The organism is Streptomyces sp. NPDC043812, from assembly GCF_056436245.1.
The window spans coordinates 212,656-230,269 of sequence record NZ_JBWKCY010000002.1 but is presented as its reverse complement, the minus strand read 5'-3'; the positions used below and the strand labels follow the sequence as shown (position 1 = coordinate 230,269).

The 17,614-nt window shown below is 70.8% G+C and carries 17 protein-coding genes; 11 read left to right on the top strand and 6 right to left on the bottom strand.

The annotated features are described in order from the left end of the window. Window positions 1–10 precede the first annotated feature (10 nt). The 4 genes from AC067Z_RS03740 to AC067Z_RS03725 form a co-directional block, all read right to left on the bottom strand. Window positions 11–763 (bottom strand): SDR family NAD(P)-dependent oxidoreductase, encoded by a 753-nt coding sequence (locus tag AC067Z_RS03740; RefSeq protein WP_478787795.1) that lies wholly within the window; start codon window positions 761–763, stop codon window positions 11–13. Between the two features lie 13 nt (window positions 764–776). Further along, window positions 777–1,697: an LLM class F420-dependent oxidoreductase gene (locus tag AC067Z_RS03735; protein ID WP_478787794.1), complete on the bottom strand. Its 921-nt coding sequence runs from the start codon at window positions 1,695–1,697 to the stop codon at window positions 777–779. Window positions 1,698–1,789: 92 nt separating this feature from the next. Beyond that, on the bottom strand, window positions 1,790–2,203 hold the full coding sequence (locus AC067Z_RS03730; RefSeq protein WP_478787793.1) for a PaaI family thioesterase: 414 nt from the start codon (window positions 2,201–2,203) through the stop codon (window positions 1,790–1,792). A gap of 141 nt (window positions 2,204–2,344) precedes the next feature. Then, a complete protein-coding gene (locus AC067Z_RS03725) occupies window positions 2,345–2,875 on the bottom strand; it encodes a GNAT family N-acetyltransferase (protein WP_478787792.1) in 531 nt (176 codons plus the stop codon). Between the two features lie 223 nt (window positions 2,876–3,098). Here AC067Z_RS03725 and AC067Z_RS03720 point away from each other — a divergent pair, with 223 nt between their 5' ends. Together AC067Z_RS03720 and AC067Z_RS03715 are read left to right on the top strand one after the other, a co-directional pair. Further along, on the top strand, window positions 3,099–3,974 hold the full coding sequence (locus tag AC067Z_RS03720; protein ID WP_478787791.1) for a hypothetical protein: 876 nt from the start codon (window positions 3,099–3,101) through the stop codon (window positions 3,972–3,974). Between the two features lie 19 nt (window positions 3,975–3,993). Beyond that, the gene (locus AC067Z_RS03715; protein ID WP_478787790.1) at window positions 3,994–4,728 is read left to right on the top strand and encodes a hypothetical protein; all 735 of its coding nucleotides are present in this window, start codon (window positions 3,994–3,996) and stop codon (window positions 4,726–4,728) included. 83 nt (window positions 4,729–4,811) lie between these two features. Here AC067Z_RS03715 and AC067Z_RS03710 read toward each other — a convergent pair whose 3' ends face one another. Then, complete coding sequence (locus AC067Z_RS03710; RefSeq protein WP_478787789.1) at window positions 4,812–6,041, bottom strand: amidohydrolase family protein; 1,230 nt, start codon at window positions 6,039–6,041, stop codon at window positions 4,812–4,814. A gap of 196 nt (window positions 6,042–6,237) precedes the next feature. Between AC067Z_RS03710 and AC067Z_RS03705 the strand changes: the two genes are divergently transcribed. From AC067Z_RS03705 to AC067Z_RS03665, 9 genes are all read left to right on the top strand, one after another. Continuing rightward, on the top strand, window positions 6,238–7,047 hold the full coding sequence (locus AC067Z_RS03705) for a polysaccharide deacetylase family protein (protein WP_478787788.1): 810 nt from the start codon (window positions 6,238–6,240) through the stop codon (window positions 7,045–7,047). Window positions 7,048–7,171: 124 nt separating this feature from the next. Further along, a complete protein-coding gene (gene afsR, locus AC067Z_RS03700; protein ID WP_478787787.1) occupies window positions 7,172–10,117 on the top strand; it encodes an SARP-family global regulator AfsR in 2,946 nt (981 codons plus the stop codon). A 47-nt stretch (window positions 10,118–10,164) separates the two neighbouring features. Next, the gene (locus AC067Z_RS03695; protein WP_478787786.1) at window positions 10,165–10,548 is read left to right on the top strand and encodes a hypothetical protein; all 384 of its coding nucleotides are present in this window, start codon (window positions 10,165–10,167) and stop codon (window positions 10,546–10,548) included. A 259-nt stretch (window positions 10,549–10,807) separates the two neighbouring features. Beyond that, entirely contained in the window at window positions 10,808–12,136 is a 1,329-nt protein-coding gene (locus AC067Z_RS03690) for an ATP-binding protein (RefSeq protein ID WP_478787785.1), read from the top strand. After that, complete coding sequence (locus AC067Z_RS03685) at window positions 12,133–12,555, top strand: roadblock/LC7 domain-containing protein (protein WP_478787784.1); 423 nt, start codon at window positions 12,133–12,135, stop codon at window positions 12,553–12,555. Before AC067Z_RS03690 ends, AC067Z_RS03685 begins: the two co-directional genes overlap by 4 nt. Then, complete coding sequence (locus AC067Z_RS03680) at window positions 12,552–12,911, top strand: DUF742 domain-containing protein (protein WP_478787783.1); 360 nt, start codon at window positions 12,552–12,554, stop codon at window positions 12,909–12,911. The genes AC067Z_RS03685 and AC067Z_RS03680 overlap by 4 nt, the downstream gene beginning before the upstream one ends. Further along, on the top strand, window positions 12,886–13,524 hold the full coding sequence (locus AC067Z_RS03675) for a GTP-binding protein (RefSeq protein ID WP_478787782.1): 639 nt from the start codon (window positions 12,886–12,888) through the stop codon (window positions 13,522–13,524). The genes AC067Z_RS03680 and AC067Z_RS03675 overlap by 26 nt, the downstream gene beginning before the upstream one ends. Continuing rightward, window positions 13,521–14,759 carry a cytochrome P450 family protein gene (locus AC067Z_RS03670; RefSeq protein ID WP_478787781.1) on the top strand — a complete coding sequence of 413 codons (1,239 nt, stop codon included), beginning with the start codon at window positions 13,521–13,523 and terminating at the stop codon, window positions 14,757–14,759. Before AC067Z_RS03675 ends, AC067Z_RS03670 begins: the two co-directional genes overlap by 4 nt. Then, a complete protein-coding gene (locus AC067Z_RS03665) occupies window positions 14,756–15,985 on the top strand; it encodes a cytochrome P450 family protein (protein ID WP_478787780.1) in 1,230 nt (409 codons plus the stop codon). The genes AC067Z_RS03670 and AC067Z_RS03665 overlap by 4 nt, the downstream gene beginning before the upstream one ends. Before the next feature lie 52 nt (window positions 15,986–16,037). On the opposite strand, the gene AC067Z_RS03660 is transcribed toward AC067Z_RS03665, so the two are convergent. Further along, entirely contained in the window at window positions 16,038–17,609 is a 1,572-nt protein-coding gene (locus tag AC067Z_RS03660; RefSeq protein ID WP_478787779.1) for a FadD3 family acyl-CoA ligase, read from the bottom strand. Window positions 17,610–17,614: the final 5 nt, after the last annotated feature.

The following is a 17,614-nucleotide window of genomic DNA, read 5'->3' as shown; positions in this document are numbered from 1 at the left end:
TGATGGAGCGTCAGAGAACGCTGACGCCGGCCAGCCACCCGCCGTCGATGACGAACGGCTGACCGGTGATGTACGAGGAGTCCTCGCTGGTCAGGAAGAGCGTGAGCTTGGCGACCTCCTCCGGCTGCCCGACCCGGCCGAGTGGCACGAGCGTGCGGTACAGCTCGTCGATGGCGCCCGGATCGGTACCCTCCGGATTGCTCATCGGGGTGTCCACGGCCCCCGGGCACACCGCATTCACGCGTATCCCCTTGGCCGCGAGCTCCAGCGCGGCGACCCGGGTCAGCCCCAGGATCGCGTGCTTGGAGGCGGTGTACGCGCCGACGTAGGCCATGCCCGTGAGCGCCGTGTACGAGGCCGTGTTGACGATCGTCCCGCCGCCGGCCGCCTCGATCTCGGGCGCGAGCGCCTTGATCCCCAGGAACGCGCCGATCTGGTTGACCTGCGTGATCAGTTGGAACTCCTCCAGAGGGGTGGAGACCAGCTCGTTGAAGCGCAGGATGCCGGCGTTGTTGACCAGTCCGTCGATCCGGCCGTGGGCGGCCTTCGCCGAGGCGACCGCCGCGGCCCAGTCCTCCTCCCGGCTCACATCCAGGTGGACATAGTGGGCGCCCAGCTCCTTGGCGAGCGCCTCCCCCTGGTCGTCCAGCACGTCCGCGAGGACCACCCTCGCGCCCTCCGCGGCGAACAGCCGGGCCTCCTGCTCGCCCTGTCCGCGTGCCGCGCCGGTGATGAACACGACGCGTCCGTCCAGCTTGCCCATGCCGACTCCTAGGTCACGTGAGGTGCGGGGCCACGTCGGCGGCGAACGCCGCCATCTGGTCGGTCAGTTCGGTGACACTTCGGCTGCGGAAGCGGACCTGGATCTGGTCCACGCCCATCACGGTGTACGCACGCAGGGACTCGACAAGGGCCTCGGGCTTGCCGGTGAGCGTGCGACGGCCCGTGCGCCAGCCGGGTTCGCCGACATACAGGGGCTCGGTGATGGCGCCGATCGTGAGCGGCGCCTCGATCCCGGCGCCCTCGCGCAGCGCCCGGATGCGGGCGATCTGCGCGGGCAGCCTGTCGCGCGGATCGCCCTGCGGGAGCCAGCCGTCACCCCTGAGTGCGGCCCTGCGCACGGCGGCGGGCGAGGACCCGCCGACCCAGACGGGGACGCGGGCCTGGACGGGCCGGGGGCGCTGCCCGAGATCCTTGAAGGCGAACCGCTCCCCGGCGAACTCGGGGTACTCCTCCGCGCCGAGCGCCGCCCTGAGCGCGTCGATGCTCTCGTCCAGCACGGGTCCGCGTGCCTCGAAGTCGACGCCCAGCGCGTCGAACTCCTCCCGCACATGCCCGGCCCCGACGCCGAGCACCAGCCGCCCGCCGGAGAGATGGTCCACGGTCGCGTACTGCTTGGCGGACAGCAGCGGATGGCGCAGCCCCACGACGGCGACATGACTGAGCAGCTGCACCCGCTTGGTGACCGCGGCGAGGAAGGAGAGCGTGGCAACCGGGTCGTACCAGACGGTGGACATGGCGTCCGCGAGCCGCCGCGGGATGGCGACGTGGTCGCAGCTCGCGATGTACGCGAACCCGGCCCGGTCCGCGGCCCGGGCGATCTCGACGAGCTCGCCGGGCCCGGCCTCGACCTCCCAGGACTCGGCGTAGAGGGTGCTCTGGGACTGGACCGGGAGCTGCATCCCGTAGGCGACCATGGGGCACCTCGACTCCTCGTATCTGACGGTGCGTCATAAACGATGGCGGGCCCCATCGTCTTCCTTGACGGCCCATCAGACAAGAGTCTCGGCTACCCCAGGAGCGCGTAGACGGTGGAGGCCCGGGCGGCCGGGCCGTCCGCACCCTCGGCGGTCAGGGTGATGTCGGCGAACGCCATCCGCCGGCCCAGCTTGGTGATCCGGGCATCGACGAGAACGTCCGCCCCGACGACGGCACGCTGGAAGGAGCTGGACTGCTGGACGGTCGTCATCGGGACGAAGCCGCCGCGGGCCGAGGACACGGCGATCACGGTCGCGGTGTCGGCCGCGGCCATGAGCGCCTGCCCCGACAGCCCGCCGCCCTCCCGCGCCAGCCGGTCGGACCAGGGCAGCCGCAGGACGGCATGCAGATCGCCCGTCTCCTGGACGGACAGGCCCAGTTCCAGGACCCAGGGCGCGAAATTGTCGGCGAGGATCTTGTCGGCTTCGGCGAGGGAGAGCGTCATGCCCTGATGCTCCCGCGCGGCGACGCTGCGCGAAAGCGGGCGTGCGGGCGGGGGTGAGGTGCGAATGCGGGCGCGCCGGTACGTGTACGCGGAGTCCGGCGTCGCCGGACTCCGCGTACACGTACCGCCGAAGACGGCCGCTCACCCCTCACGGAGCTCGCCCTCCAACAGGCCCATCGTGAACTGGTCGTGCCACTTGCCGTCCCGGCGGAAGGTCTGGCGCAGGCGGCCCTCCTCGACGAAGCCCACCTTCTTGTAGACCTGCTGGGCGGCGTGGTTCTCCGTGGCAACCGTCAGGGTGATCTTGTGGAGGCGCATCTGGTCGAAGCCGTAGCGGCACACCGTGCGCATCGCGTCCGTCGCGTAGCCTTTGCCCCAGTACTCCTTCTCGCCGAGGTAGATGTCCAGCTCCGCGATGCCGGTCTCCGGCTCGGCGTCCCGCAGGACGACCAGGCCGATGAGGCGGGCGTCGGCGGTGGCCTCGATGCCGAGGAGCAGGTCGCCGTACGTGTTGCGGGGGCGTTCGGTCAGCCACTTCTCGACGTGCTCCGGCGTCGACGGATGGTTGTCGTCCATCCACCGCACGACCTCCGGGTCGTGGTTCCAGCGCCACAGCGCCTCCGCGTCCGAGGGACCCATTGCCCGCAGTGTCACCAGTTGTCCGAGCACCATGACCGTACGGCTCCTTCCGATTCGTGAACCCGATAGGGGTAGCACGGGGGTGCGCGGGCGCTCAACGCAATTGGCACGGGCCGCCGTGGGAAACGCCGTTCACCGCGATCGGATGCGGGCGCACCACCCGTACGAAGGTCGAATTCAGGGCAACGTCCCCTTGCCGGCGAGGCCGCGTTATACCGTCGTCGGCGACAAGGGCAGGGCCGGGGGCTGGAGTGGCATGGGCAGCGACATTCGCTATCGGGTGGAGCGGATCGCGCTGTCCCTGATGGCCGCATCGGGCGTCGTGGTGTTACTCGCCGATCTCTTCGGGTGGCTCGATGCGCTGGCTCCCGGGGGCGCGCTCCCGAAGGTCACGCTGCTCATCCTGAGCACGGTCACCGTGTTCCTCCTGCTGGAGATCGACCGGTTGAGGAAACTCGACGACGTCCAGGAGCAGCTCACCAGGCTGGACGACAACGTCCAGGCACAGCTGTCCCAACTGGACATCGGCGCCGTCGCACGGCGACTCAGGCAGGAGCACTACGGCGGCCTCGTCAGGGTGCACCGGCGTTTCCCCGAAGAGGAGTTCAACGGGTTCGTGGAGGGCGCCGGGCAGGAGGTGACCATCCTGCAGACCTGGATCCCCAACCTGCACCACATCAAGCGGGCGCTGGAGAAGGCCGTCGTCGACCAGCGGGTCCCTGTGCGCATCATGCTGCTGCACCCGTCGTCGCCCGTCGCCGGGCTGCGCGACGAGGCGTTGCGGACCGTGCGGGATCCTGCGCTCGCGGCGGATGTGAAGGCGAGCGTGGAAGGGTGTCTGGCCGGCCTCGCGGAGCTCAACCTGGGGATCCGGGAGGAGGACCGGCCGCGGCTCCAGGTGCGGGTGTACAACTCCCTGCCGTCGACCGCCGTGTACAAGGCCGACGAACACTTTCTGGTCAGTTCGTTCCTGCACGGCCAACTCGCCATCGACTCCACCCAGATCGAGGTCGACGGCGGCGACACCGTGATGGGTCAGGAGGTCCAGCGGGAGCTGAACACTCTGTGGAGCATCGGCAGCGATGTGGACCTGCGCGACTGGCGCGCTTCGATCAGACTCATCAGCCTGTGATCCATGGAAAGGTACGGCCATGCGCGATCTGGACGAGTTCGAGAACATGCTGATCGAGCGGTTCGAGGAGCATCCGGTACTGGCGAACATCACGCTGCTGCCGGACGACGACTTCGCCGCGGTCCTGCTTCAGCGACGTTTCGTGTCGCTCGCGTTCACCCCCTCCTACGACCTGGCGATCGACCTGCTGCGTGACGAGGCGGGCCTGCGGATCGCCCGGATCATCCTGCGCGAGGAGTATCCGGACAGCCACGGACACACACGCTCCCACCGCGAGGACATGACGGAGGACCTGTACCGGCTCGGGGTGTCCAGGGCAGCCCTGGTGGAGTCGAGGCCGACAGCTGCCACGCAGCGGGTCATCACCGACACCTTCGAGCTGATCGCCGACTCGGGCGGCCATGACAACGCCGACCTGCGGCTGCTGACGATCCTGCGGTTCTGGGGCGAGGTCCTGGTCTCCGTCGAGTACGGCAAGCTGTGGGAGCGGATGGGGCCGCTGCTGACGCACGAGGGCGAGAACCGCTCGCGCTTCTACTACCCGCACCACGTCCACGACGCGAAGACCCACTCCCTCGCGACGGTGTCCCTGCTGTCCGGCACCCACTCCGATCGTCTGGCCACGCGGGTGACCGAACTCCTCGCCCGCGAGGCTTCGACCGACTGCTTCCGTGAACTGGAGGAGCGGGCCCTTCAGCTCAAGGCGGGCTTCTACGACCAGTTCCTGCCCGCGCTGGACCGCGTCGGGGTCTGATCCCCGGCGCGGCCGGCCCGCCGCCGGCACGTTGATCACGCGCCCGGGCCCGCCTCAGGGCGGGCCGCGTGACGAGGAGCGCCTCAGGCCGCGCCCGGGCCCGCCCACAGGCCGTCGTCCGTCAGGCCCAGCAGCTCGATCGCGTTGCCGCGCACGATGCGGTCCACCACGTCCGGCGCCAGGTGGCCCATCTGGGACTCGCCGACCTCCTTGGACTTCGGCCAGGTCGAGTCGGAGTGCGGGTAGTCCGTCTCGTACAGGACGTTGCCCACGCCGATGGCGTCCAGGTTCTTCAGGCCGAACGCGTCGTCGAAGAAGCAGCCGTAGATGTGCTCGGCGAAGAGTTCCGAGGGCGGGCGGGTGACCTTGTCGGCGACGCCGCCCCACGCGCGGTTCTCCTCCCAGACCACGTCGGCGCGTTCCAGGATGTACGGGATCCAGCCGATCTGGCCCTCCGCGTACATGATCCGCAGGCCGGGGAAGCGTTCGAACTTGCCGCTCATCAGCCAGTCGACCATCGAGAAGCAGCAGTTGGCGAAGGTGATCGTCGATCCGACCGCCGGCGGGGCGTCCGCGGAGGTGGACGGCATCCGCGACGAGGAACCGATGTGCATGGCGATGACCGTGCCCGTCTCGGCGCATGCCGCGAGGAAGGGGTCCCAGTCGTCGGCGTGGATGGACGGCAGCCCCAGGTGCGGGGGTATCTCGGAGAAGGCCACGGCCCGCACCCCGCGTGCCGCGTTGCGGCGGACCTCGTCGGCGGCGAGGCGGGCGTCCCACAGCGGGACGAGGGTCAGCGGGATCAGCCGCCCCTGCGCGGCCGGGCCGCACCACTCCTCGACCATCCAGTCGTTGTAGGCGCGGACGCCCAGCAGCCCGAGCTCCCTGTCCGCCGCCTCGGTGAAGGTCTGCCCGCAGAAGCGGGGGAAGGTCGGGAAGCAGAGGGCGGACTGGACGTGGTTGACGTCCATGTCGGCGAGCCGGTCCGGAACGCTGTACGAGCCCGGCCGCATCTGCTCGTAGGTGATGATCTCCAACTTGATCTCGTCGCGGTCGTAGCCGACAGCGGTGTCAAGGCGGGTGAGCGGCCGGTGCAGGTCCTCGTAGACCCACCAGTCGCCGATCGGCCCGTCGTCGCCGGGTGCACCCATCACGGGGGCGAACTTCCCTCCCAGGAAGGTCATTTCCTTCAGGGGTGCCCGAACGATGCGGGGGCCTGTGTCGCGGTACTTGGACGGGAGCCGGTCCCGCCAGACGTTGGGGGGCTCCACCGTGTGGTCGTCCACCGAGATGATCTTGGGGAAGGTCTCCATGGTTTCACGGTAGCGCCGATCTGACGGTTCGTCAGCTACTGCGGAGCCCTCGGAACGCGGAGCCGCCGCATCCATTCTGCTCACTATGCACTGCGTCTATACATCGTGTGTATAGTACGGGCGTACGACCGACCAGCGGCAACGCTCCGCATTCCGCGCGCCCGCACGCACCGACCACACACGGGGGAACTTCGTCATGCCTGCCAAGACGTACAAACACCGGTCCCGGGTTGTCTCCGCCCTGGCCGCCGCCTCGCTCGCGCTCGTCCTCGGCGGCTGCTCCCTGGAGACCACCTCACCCGCCGACGCCCGCGAGGACGCCGTGGACGCCGGTGCCCCGCTGTCGGACGGCAAGCCGCTCGGCAGCGGCAAGGGTGTCGGGGCCGAACCCGCCGTGGACTGCTCGAAGGCCAAGTGCATCGCCCTGACCTTCGACGCCGGCCCCGGCAAGGACACCCCGGAACTCCTGGACACCCTCAAGGAGAAGAAGGTCCACGCCACCTTCTTCCTGCTCGGCAAGAACCACGTCCTCAAGCACCCCGACGTCGTACGCCGCCTCGCCACCGAGGGCCACGAGGTCGCCAACCACACGTGGACCCACCAGCGCCTCGATCAGCTGGAGAAGGACGAGATACGGGACGAACTGGGCCGCACCCAGGACGCCATAGCCGACATCACCGGCAAGAAGCCCCGTCTGATGCGCCCGCCCCAGGGCCGTATCAACGACGACGTGACGGCGGTGAGCAAGGAGCTCGGCCTCTCCCAGATCCTGTGGAGCGCCACCGCCAAGGACTTCTCGACCACCGACTCCGCGCTCATCGAGAAGCGCATCCTCGACCAGGCCGGCCGCGACGGCATCATCCTGCTCCACGACATCTACGACGGAACCGTGCCCGCCGTCCCCGGCATCATCGACGAGCTGAAGAAGCGCGGTTACACCTTCGTCACGGTCCCGGAGCTGCTCGCGCCCGCCGAGCCGGAGCCCGGAAAGGTCTATCGTCCCTGATCAGGGTTGGGACGAGCCTCACATGGGCAGGCGGGAGACGGAGGTGCCCCGCTGCTGACGGGGCCGCCCCCCACAGGGCAGACTGTCGAGGGCGATTTCCGGCAGTACGGGCAGGGGGCAGCCAATGGACCGTGACAGCGGGCCACGCGTACCGAACCAGCGCGCTCCGCTGCGCAGTGACGCCGCCGAGCTCCACTTCAGCGTCCTCGGCCCGGTGCGGGTCAGGCGCGGCGCGCAGACGCTGCCGCCCGGCTCACCGCAGCAGCAGGCCCTGCTCGCCGCCCTGTTGCTGCGCGACGGACGCACTGCCACCGCCGGGGAGCTGATCGACGCGCTCTGGGGCGAGGAACCGCCCTCGCAGGCACTCGCCGCCGTCCGTACGTACGCCTCCCGGCTGCGCAAGGCTCTCGCCGGCGACGCGCTCGTGAGCGAGTCCGGTGGATACGCGCTGCGGATCGGGCACGGCGCCCTCGACCTCTCCCTGGCACAGGAGTTGGCGGCGGAGGCGGACAAGGCCCGTGCCGCGTCCGACCGCTGTCAGGCGCGCACGCTGATCGACAAGGCGCTCGGCCTGTGGGACGGCGAACCGCTCGCCAACGTCCCGGGGCCGTACGCGGAGAACCAGCGCGCCTGGCTGGAGGAATGGCGTCTGACGCTGCTGGAGACCCGGCTCGACCTCGATCTGGAGGTCGGCTGCCATGCCGAGGCCGTCTCCGAGCTGACGGCGCTCACCGCCGAGCATCCGCTGCGGGAGCGGCTGCGCGAGCTGCTGATGCTCGCGCTGTACCGCAGCGGCAGGCAGGCCGAGGCGCTCGCGGTGTACGCGGACACACGCCGTCTCCTCGCGGACGAACTGGGCGTCGACCCGCGGCCCGAGCTCGCCCGCCTCCAGCAGCGCATCCTGCAGGCGGATGCGGAGCTTGCCCGGCCGGTCGAGGAGTCCAAGCCCGCCCCCAAGGTCACACGCCCGGCCCAACTGCCCGCCACGGTCCCCGATTTCACCGGCCGTGCCGCCTTCGTGACGGAGCTCGGTGAGCAGCTCGCCGGCGCCGAGGGCTCGGTGATGGCGGTGTCCGCGCTCGCCGGGATCGGGGGCGTCGGCAAGACGACACTCGCCGTGCATCTGGCCCACCAGGCCCGCCCCCACTTCCCCGACGGCCAGCTCTACGTCGACCTCCAGGGCGCGGGCAGCCGGGCCGCCGAGCCGGAGACCGTGCTCGGCGCGTTCCTGCGGGCGCTCGGCACGGCGGACTCGGCGATCCCGGACACTCTGGACGAACGGGCCGCGCTGTACCGCTCGACGCTGGACGGCCGCCGGGTACTGGTGCTGCTGGACAACGCGCGGGACGCGGCGCAGATCCGCCCCCTGCTGCCGGGCACGGCCGGGTGCGCGGCCCTGATCACCAGCCGGGTGCGGATGGTCGACCTGGCGGGCGCGCACCTGGTGGACCTGGACGTGATGTCCCCCGAGGAGGCGCTCCAGCTCTTCACCCTCATCGTCGGCGCGGAACGGGTGGGCGCGGAACGGGAAGCGGCGCTGGACGTGGTCGCGGCGTGCGGCTTCCTGCCGCTGGCGATCCGCATCGCGGCGTCGCGGCTGGCGGCGCGGCGCACCTGGACGGTCTCGGTGCTGGCCGCGAAGCTCGCCGACGAGCGGCGCAGGCTGGACGAACTCCAGGCGGGCGACCTGGCGGTGAAGGCCACGTTCGAGCTGGGCTACGGCCAGCTCGAACCGGCCCAGGCCAGGGCCTTCCGCCTGCTGGGCCTTGCGGACGGCCCTGACATGTCGCTGGCAGCAGCCGCGGCGGTGCTGGACCTGCCGCTGCACGAGACGGAGGACCTGCTGGAGGCGCTGGTCGACACCTCGCTGCTGGAGTCCGCCGCGCCGGGCCGGTACCGGTACCACGACCTCGTGCGCCTCTACGCGCGTTCCTGCGCGGAGCGGGACGAACAGCCTCCGGCGGAGCGCGGGGCGGCGCTGTCGCGGCTGCTGGACTTCTATCTGGCGACGGCGGCGCGGGTGTACGCGATCGAGCGGCCGGGCGACCGGCTCGTGGACCACCTGGAGCCGACGGGCGGCGCGGGTCTGTCGTTCGCCGACCGGCAGGCCGCTCTCGACTGGCTGTACGCGGAGGCGAACTGCCTGCTGGCCTGCGCCCGCCAGGCCACGAGCGGCGCCGGTCTGCGCCGTGCGGTGGACCTGCTCTGGGCGGCAAAGGATCTGGCGGAGTCGGGCGCCAACTCGAAGCAGTACGAGTCGGCGGCGCTGACGGCCCGGGATGCCGCGCGCACCGCCGGGGACACGCGCGCCGAGGGACGCGCCCGGACGACGCTGGCCAATGCCCACCTGGTCGCGGGACGTTACAACGAGGCCGACGAGGAGGCCTGCAGCGCCCGGTTGCTCGCGGTCGAGGCGGGGGACACCGCACCGGTCTCCTGGTCGGACAACGACCGGGGGATCATCGCCTACACGCAGGAGCGGTACGAGGACGCGGAACAGCATCTGCTGAAGGCCGTTGACGGATACCGTGCCGACGGGAACCTCCCCGGCGCGGCAACGGCGCTGTGCAATCTGTCCCGCGTGCATCTCCTGCTGGGACGCACGTCCAGTGCGATAGACCTCGCCCAGCAGGGCATCGCCATCTACGACGGCATGGGGCTCACGGTGCGCCTCGCCAACGGCATGTACGCCCTCGGCGTCGCCCTGACGCACGCAGGCCGCCATGCCGAGGCACTGCAGCAGTTCGCGGATGCGCTGCACATATTCGCCGAGGACCGGCAGCGGCTCTGGGAGGGCACCACGCACTTCCGTATCGCCGACGCGTACCTGAGGGTCCACAAGCCGGCTGTCGCCGCTCAGCACGCCGAACAGGCCCTTGCCAGCGGATGCATCGGCGGCGACCGGATGCGGGGCAACGTCCTCACGACGCTCGGCAGGGCGCTGCACTCTCTCGGCCAGACGGACCGCGCCCGCGCGTGCTGGCGCGAGGCACTTTCCGTCTACGAGCAGCTGGGCGCGGCCGAGGCGGACCAGGTGCGGACACTGCTGTCGCCTCTCGCGGCGGCATGAGAAAAGCCCTCGGCTGCGCGTTCAGCATTTGTTTATGCTCATCCGACATGCTCAAGCGCATCGCATCCGCCGCTATCGGGGGGCAGGCGGATCACCGGACCTTCACCTCCTTCGAGGTCGACAGGTCCCAGGCCTTCTGTCCGGCGGCCCTCGGGGGAGTCGCCGGGCGGAAGTCCACCTTCAGTCATCGGCACGATCCCACGGGGGACAACGTGAGCACGAACGAGCAGAACCGCGACGAGATCACGACGATGGACAACCACATTCCCGCGCCGCCGAAGGACGGGACCTTCACGACGATGGACAACCACATCCCGGCCCCGCCCAAGGACGACACCATCAGCACGATGGACAACCACATTCCCGCGCCGCCCAAGGACGGGACCATCACGACGATGGACAACCACATCCCGGCCCCGCCGAAGCCGTGATCTGACGCCACTTCGACGGGGAACGGCCGCGGCGGCGCGGAGGGGGAGCCGTCGCGGCCGTTGGCGTGTTTCCCATCCTCCTGACGCGGACTGTGTCCTGACACACACTCAGACATTCGTCCAGAACTGGCCCCCGTTCGGACAATTCCAAAAGGATCTTGTGCGGAAACCGAGCGCAATCGCTCGGCGGCGGTGTGTACTTGGCGGGTCCGTCCCGCCAAGCGGATCACACCCCCCTGCCTTCCCGAGGTCCACACTCATGATCGAGATACCGGAGCTGGCCCTCGGTGGCCTGGCCGCCGGGACACTGTCGGCGTTCGTCCTCGGCGGCGGACTCGTCCGCTCCCGGAAGGCGCGGGACCGGCAGCGCGCCGAGATCGAGGCCCTGAGATCCCACCTCGACGCCGCACGGCACGAACTCGACCGTGCGGGCGCCGCGTTCGCCGCCGAGGTCGCCCATCTTGCGAGCACGCGCATGCCGGCCGAGGCCACACGGACCGCCCACCCGCATGTGCAGGTCCCCGGGCCGCTCGGCCCGTCCGGCGAGGGCACCGACGCCGTGCTCGAGCGTCTGCGTACCTGCATCGCGCAGGAGCGCAAGCGCGTCGACGCCGCGGCCCGCGCCGGAATGCGCGGCACCACTCGCGAGATCCAGGCCGGCCTCTACCGTCTCCAGGACGTGCTCCGCGGACTCCAGCAGCGCTACGACGACCCCGAACTCGCGGCGACCCTCTACGCCCTCGACCACGAGAACGAGCAGTCCCTCCGCCGCGCGCAGGTCGCCGCCGTCGTCTGCGGGGCCTGGGTCGGGCTGGCCCGCGAGGAGTCGCACCTCGTCGACGCCGTCACCGGCGGCCAGGCGCGGCTCGTCGGCTACCACCGCGTCCAGGTCCACCACCACCTGGAACCGGGCACCGCCCTCGTGTCCCACGCCGTCGAGCCGGTCGCCATCATCGTCGCCGAACTCCTCGACAACGCGCTGCGCCACTCCTCCCCCGACACCGCCGTCACCGTCAGTCTCGAACGCGCCCACCACGGCGTGACCGTCACCATCGACGACGCCGGGGTCGGCATGGCACGCGACGAACGGGCCCACGCCCAGCGGATGGTGGCCGGCACCGACCCGATCCTGCTCGCCGACCTCGGCGATCCGCCTCGTATGGGGCTCGCCGCGATCGGGCAGCTGACACGGCAGTTCGACCTGTCCGTGGATCTGTCGACGCCCTCTCCGTACGGAGGCGTCCGCGCGATCGTGCTCGTCAGGAGCCATCTGCTTTCGCACATCGACCCCGTCCTGCGCCCGCCCGCGGCGAGCGCCGCGCCCTCCACCCGGCGGGCCGGGGAACACGAGCCGGAGCTGGGCCGGGTGCCCGCGCAGGACCTCGTACGCGAGCGCCCAGCCGACCCGCACGAGGACGCCCTGCCGCAGCGCCGCCGCCGTACGCGCGCCCTCCCCGAGTCCGAGGCCGTCCCCGAGAAGGCCCCCACGCGCACCCCCGAGGAGTCCGCCGCGGCCCTCGGTGCCCTGCAGTCCGCCACCCTCGCGGCCCGCAGGGCCGCCGACGCCGAACGGAGCGATCCCCGATGACCAGCCGCGAGACCGGTGACACGGCCTGGGTGCTCGATCCGATCCTGGAGATCCCGCATGTGCGGGCCGCCGTCCTGCTCACCCGGGACGGTCTTGTCTCCGGTTTCTCCGCGGCCCTCGCGCAGGAATCCGCCGAACGCGTCGCCGCGATCGTCTCGACGGTGCAGGGTGCCTGCCGCACGGCCGCCGCCGCGTTCGCCGATGCCGACGCCGCCCAGCTGCGCCAGGTCGTCGTCGAGTCCGACCACGGCTACATCCTCGTCGCGCCCACCGACCACGGCACCTGCGTCGCCGCCTACGGCGACCCCGACGTGCGTCTCGACCTCCTCGGTCACCGCGTCCACTCCCAGGTGGCGCGCCTCGGGGAGAAGGCCATGGCCGCCGCGCCCCGCGGAGCCGACGGCGACCGGCCGGTATGACGGGCCGCCGGAGCGGCCGCCCGCTGGTCCCCGCCTACCTCTCCACCGGCGGGGTGGCCAGACCCAGCCGCAACAGCCTGGAGCGCCTGTCCGTGCTCACCGGCGCCGGCGGCCCCGCTCCCGCGGGTCTGCCCGCCGCCCAGCTCGCCCTGCTGCAGACGCTCGACGGTGGCTCGCTGACCGTCGTGGAGACGGCGGCCCTGCTGGAACTGCCGGTCTCCGCCGTGCGGGTGCTCGCCGCCGCCCTGATCGACCAGGGACTGGTGAGCGCGCGCCCGCCCGTACCCTCCGCCGCCCTGCCCGACCGTGACCTGTTGAAGAGAGTGGCCGATGGCCTCCGCGCCCTCAAGCTCTGACCAGCTGCTCAGCCCGCCCTCCCGCGACCGCGGGCTGCATCTGCCCGACACCGCACGCGAGCTGGTGAAGATCCTCGTCACCGGCCCGTTCGGCGTCGGCAAGACCACCCTGATCGACTCGGTGTCCGAGATCCGCCCGCTGCACACCGAGGAGCATCTGACCGAGGCGTCGGTCACCGTCGACGATCTCGCCGGCGTACGGGACAAGACCACGACCACCGTCGCCATCGATTTCGGCCGGGTCTCCCTCGGCGACAGCATCGTGCTCTACCTGTTCGGCACCCCCGGCCAGGAACGCTTCCGCGCGCTGTGGGACGACATCGCCTACGGGGCGCTCGGCGCCCTCGTCCTCGTCGACACCCGCCGTATCGACGACTCCTTCGACGTCCTCGGGCTCGTCGAGGAGTCCGGGCTGCCGTACGCGGTCGCACTCAACACGTTCCCCGACTCCCGGCAGTACAGCGAGCAGGCTCTGCGCCGCGCCCTCGACCTGGAGCCCGGCACCCCGCTGGTCACCTGCGACGCGCGCGACACCAACGCCTCCGTGGACGCACTCCTCGCCCTCGTCCAGCACCTCATCGACCGCAACTCCCCGCAGCCGGAGGCCCGGTGAACGCCTACCCCGCCCGTGCCGACGCCTTCTCCCTCTCCGCGCCGGTCAGGCTGTGGGAGGAGGGCTTCGCCGCCGATCCGCACAGCTACTACGCAACCCTCAGGGCGCAGGGACCGGTCGGCTGGGCCGAACTGGCCCCCGGTGTCCCCGCGTACGTCGTCACCGACCGCCGTGCCGCGCTCGACCTGCTGCACGACACCGAGTCGTTCTCCGTCGATCCACGCCCCTGGGAGGCGACGGTCTCCGAGGACTCGCCGGTCCTCGGCATGATGCGCTGGCGGCCCAACGCCCTGTTCTCGGACGGCGAGGAGCACACCCGCTTCCGCCGTACGATCCTCGACGCCTTCGACCTGATCGAGCCGCACGACCTGCGGGAGCGGGTGCACCGTGCCGTGGACATCCTGGTGTCCCGGTTCGGGCCCGACGGACAGGCGGACCTGGTAGGCCAGTTCGCCCGCCCCATGATGGCGCTGATCTTCAACAACCTCTTCGGTCTGCCCGACAGCGAATCCGGCCGTCTCGACGCCGCGCTCGGGGAGATGATGGAGGGCGGCGAGCGGGCGGCCGCGGGTGAGGCCGAGTACGGCAGGTACGTCATGGAGCTGATCGGCGCCAAGATGGCCGAACGCGGTCCGGACCTCACCAGCCGGCTCCTCGACCACCCCCTCGCGCTGACGCCCGAGGAGGTCACCTGGCAGGTGTTCCTCACCCTCGGCGCCGGCCATGAACCGACCGCGAACCTGGTCTCCAACGCGCTGTCGCGCATCCTGGGAAACCCGGACTACTACTCCACTCTCACCTCCGGTTCGCGGCCCGTCATGGACGCGGTCATGGAGGTGCTGCGCTACGAGACCCCGCTGTCGAACTACGGCATCCACTTCGCCCGTGAGCCGATGAGCTTCCACGGGATGTGGCTGCGGGCCGCCGTCCCGATCGTCATCTCCTTCGGCGCGATGGCCCGCTTCTCCGAACAGGACTTCGCCGGCTCCCACCATCCGCACGACGCCTCCCACATGTCCTGGGGAGCCGGCCCGCACTCCTGCCCGGTCAAGCAACCCACCCTGCTGATCGCGACCGAGGCCGTGGAACGCCTCACCCAGTGGCTCCCCGACCTGGAGCCGGTCGTACCCCGCGAGAACCTCACCTGGCGGCCGGGGCCGTTCCACCGTTCACTCACGGCGCTGCCCGTCCGTTTCACCCCCCGTACTCCCGATCAGGCAGGAGACCGCGCATGACCGTGTCCACCCGTGTGGCCATCGACCCCTTCGGCGCCGACATCGTCGCCGAGAGCGCCCGGCTGCGCTCCATCGGCGCCGTCGTGCCCGTCGAACTGCCCGGTGGCATCCCCGCCTGGGCACCCACCGGATACGACACCCTCAAAGCCCTCATCCTCGACCCGCAGGTGTCCAAGGATCCGCGCAAGCACTGGTCGCTTTTCCCCACGATCGGCGAACACCCCGAATGGGGCTGGATCCTCGGCTGGGTCGGCGTGATCAACATGCTGTCCACGTACGGTTCCGACCACACCCGGCTGCGCAAGCTCGTCGCCCCCAGCTTCACCGCCCGGCGTACCGAGGCGATGCGCGACCGGGTGGAGGCCCTCACCGCCGGACTGCTGGCCGAGGTCGAGGCGGCGGGTGCCGACGGGGCGGTCGTCGATGTGAAGGCCCTGTTCGCGCATCCGCTTCCGATGCAGATGATCTGCGAGCTGTTCGGTGTCCCCACGCATCTGCACGAGGACACCGGCCGGCTCATCGCCGCCCTCATGGACACCTCGGACCCGAGCCCGGAGCGCGCGGCCTGGGTCCAGGAGCAGATCGGCACGGTCCTGGGCTCGCTCATCGCCCACAAGGTCGAGCACCCGGGCGACGACATGACCACCGAACTGATCAAGGTCAGGGACGGCGGCGACCGGCTCGGTGACGAGGAGCTGCTCTACACGCTGCTGCTGGTCATCGGCGCGGGCTTCGAGACGACGGTCAATCTGATCGGCAACGCGGTCGTCGCCCTGCTCCGGCACCCGGACCAGCTCGCCGCCGTGCGCGCGGGAGAGATCAGCTGGGACCAGGTGATCGACGAGGTGCTGCGCGTGCACCCGTCGATCGCGAGCCTGCCACTGCGGTTCGCAGTCTCGGACATTACGGTCGAAGGGATCACCATCCCGGCGGGCGACGCCATCCTCACCACGTACGCGGCGGCGGGCAACGACCCGACGCACTACGGCGAGACCGCGGCCGCCTTCGACGCCACCCGCGCCGCCGACGACCACATGTCGTTCGGCATCGGCGTGCACCGGTGCATCGGAGCGCCGCTGGCACGCATGGAGGCGATCACCGCGCTGCCCGCATTGTTCGAGCGCTACCCGGACCTCGCCCTGGCCGTGAAGCCGGACGAGCTGACGCAGGTTCCGTCGTTCATCGCGTACGGCTGGCAGGAGATCCCGGTCCGTCTGCACGGCTGAACCGGGACCGGGTCCGGCTGTCGTGACCCGGGGCGTGTCCGGCGGACATGGCCTAGTCTTCCTGCCGGGCCCGGAGCTCCGTCTTCACCACCTTGCCGCTCGCGTTGCGCGGCAGTTCGGCGACGAACTCAACCTGCCTGGGCACCTTGTAGTTCGCCATCTCGCGGCGCGACCAGGCGATCACGTCGTCCGCGGTGAGAGTGGAGCCGGGGCGGCGGACCGCGTACGCCTTGCCCACCTCACCGAGCCGGCCGTCCGGCACGCCGATGACCGCGACGTCGGCGATGTCCGGGTGCAGGCCGAGCAGTTGCTCTATCTCCGCGGGGTAGGCGTTGAAGCCGCCGACGATGAACATGTCCTTGATCCGGTCGGTGATGCGGAGGTTGCCCGCCTCGTCCAGCACGCCCACGTCCCCGGTGCGCAGCCAGCCGTCCGGCGTGATGGCGCGGGCGGTCTCGTCCGGGTCCTCGAAGTAGCCCTGCATGACGTTGTGCCCGCGGACCAGGACCTCGCCCGGTTCGCCCTGCGCGGCGAGCACGCTGATCTCCGTGCCGGGGATCGCGCGGCCCGAGGTGGTGGCGACGGTGGCCGGGTCGTCGCCCCGGCGGCACATCGTGACGATGCCGCTCGCCTCGGAGAGGCCGTAGGCCGTCAGTACGGTCGCGATGCGCAGTTCGGTGCGCAGTCGCTCGACGAGGCGGAGCGGGACGACGGCTGCGCCGGTCACCACCAGCCGCAGCGCGGACAGATCGTGCTGGTCGCGGGAGGGGTGGTCGAGCAGTGACTGGTGCAGGGTCGGCGGTCCGGGCAGTACCGAGATGCGCTCGGCGGCGATGTTGGCGAGGACCGTGTCCACGTTGAAGACGGGCTGCGGCACCATCGTCGCGCCGCGGGTGAGGCAGGCGATGATGCCCGCCTTGTAGCCGAAGGTGTGGAAGAACGGGTTCACGATCAGATAGCGGTCGCCCTCACGCAGCCCGGCGAGTTCGCTCCACAGGTCGTAGCAGCGCAGGGTCTGGGCGTGGGTGATGACTGCACCCTTGGGCCGGCCGGTCGTGCCGGAGGTGTAGACGATGTCGGACGGGTCGGCGGCGGTGACGGTGTCGGCGCGGGTGCGGACCCGGTCCGGGGTGACGGTGTCGCCGCCGGCGAGGAAGTCCTTCCAGGTGCGGTAGCCGGGGTCGTCGGGGGCGCTGTCGGCGAGGACCACCACCTGTTCGAGATCGGGCAGTTCCATGTCTGCGCGGCGCAGGGAGGCGACGTACGAAGTGCCCAGGAAGGTGCCGGTGACGAAGAGCAGACGGGCGCGGGAGCGCCGGAGGACGTAGGCGGCCTCGGTGCCCTTGAAGCGGGTGTTGAGGGGGACGAGAACGGCTCCCGCGCTCACGGCGCCGAGCGCGGAGACGATCCAGTCGAGGGTGTTCGGGGCCCATATCGCGACCCGGTCGCCTTTCTCGACGCCGGCGGCGATGCAGGCGGCGGCCGCCCGTTCGACGCGTTCGCCGAGCTCTGCGTAGCTGACGCGGGTGCGGCCGTCGACGACGGCCTCCCGCTCCCCGTGGCGCCGCGCGGCGCTCTGCACCAGCTTCGGGATCGAGCCCCATTCAAGGTCGCCGCGTCGCATCGCAA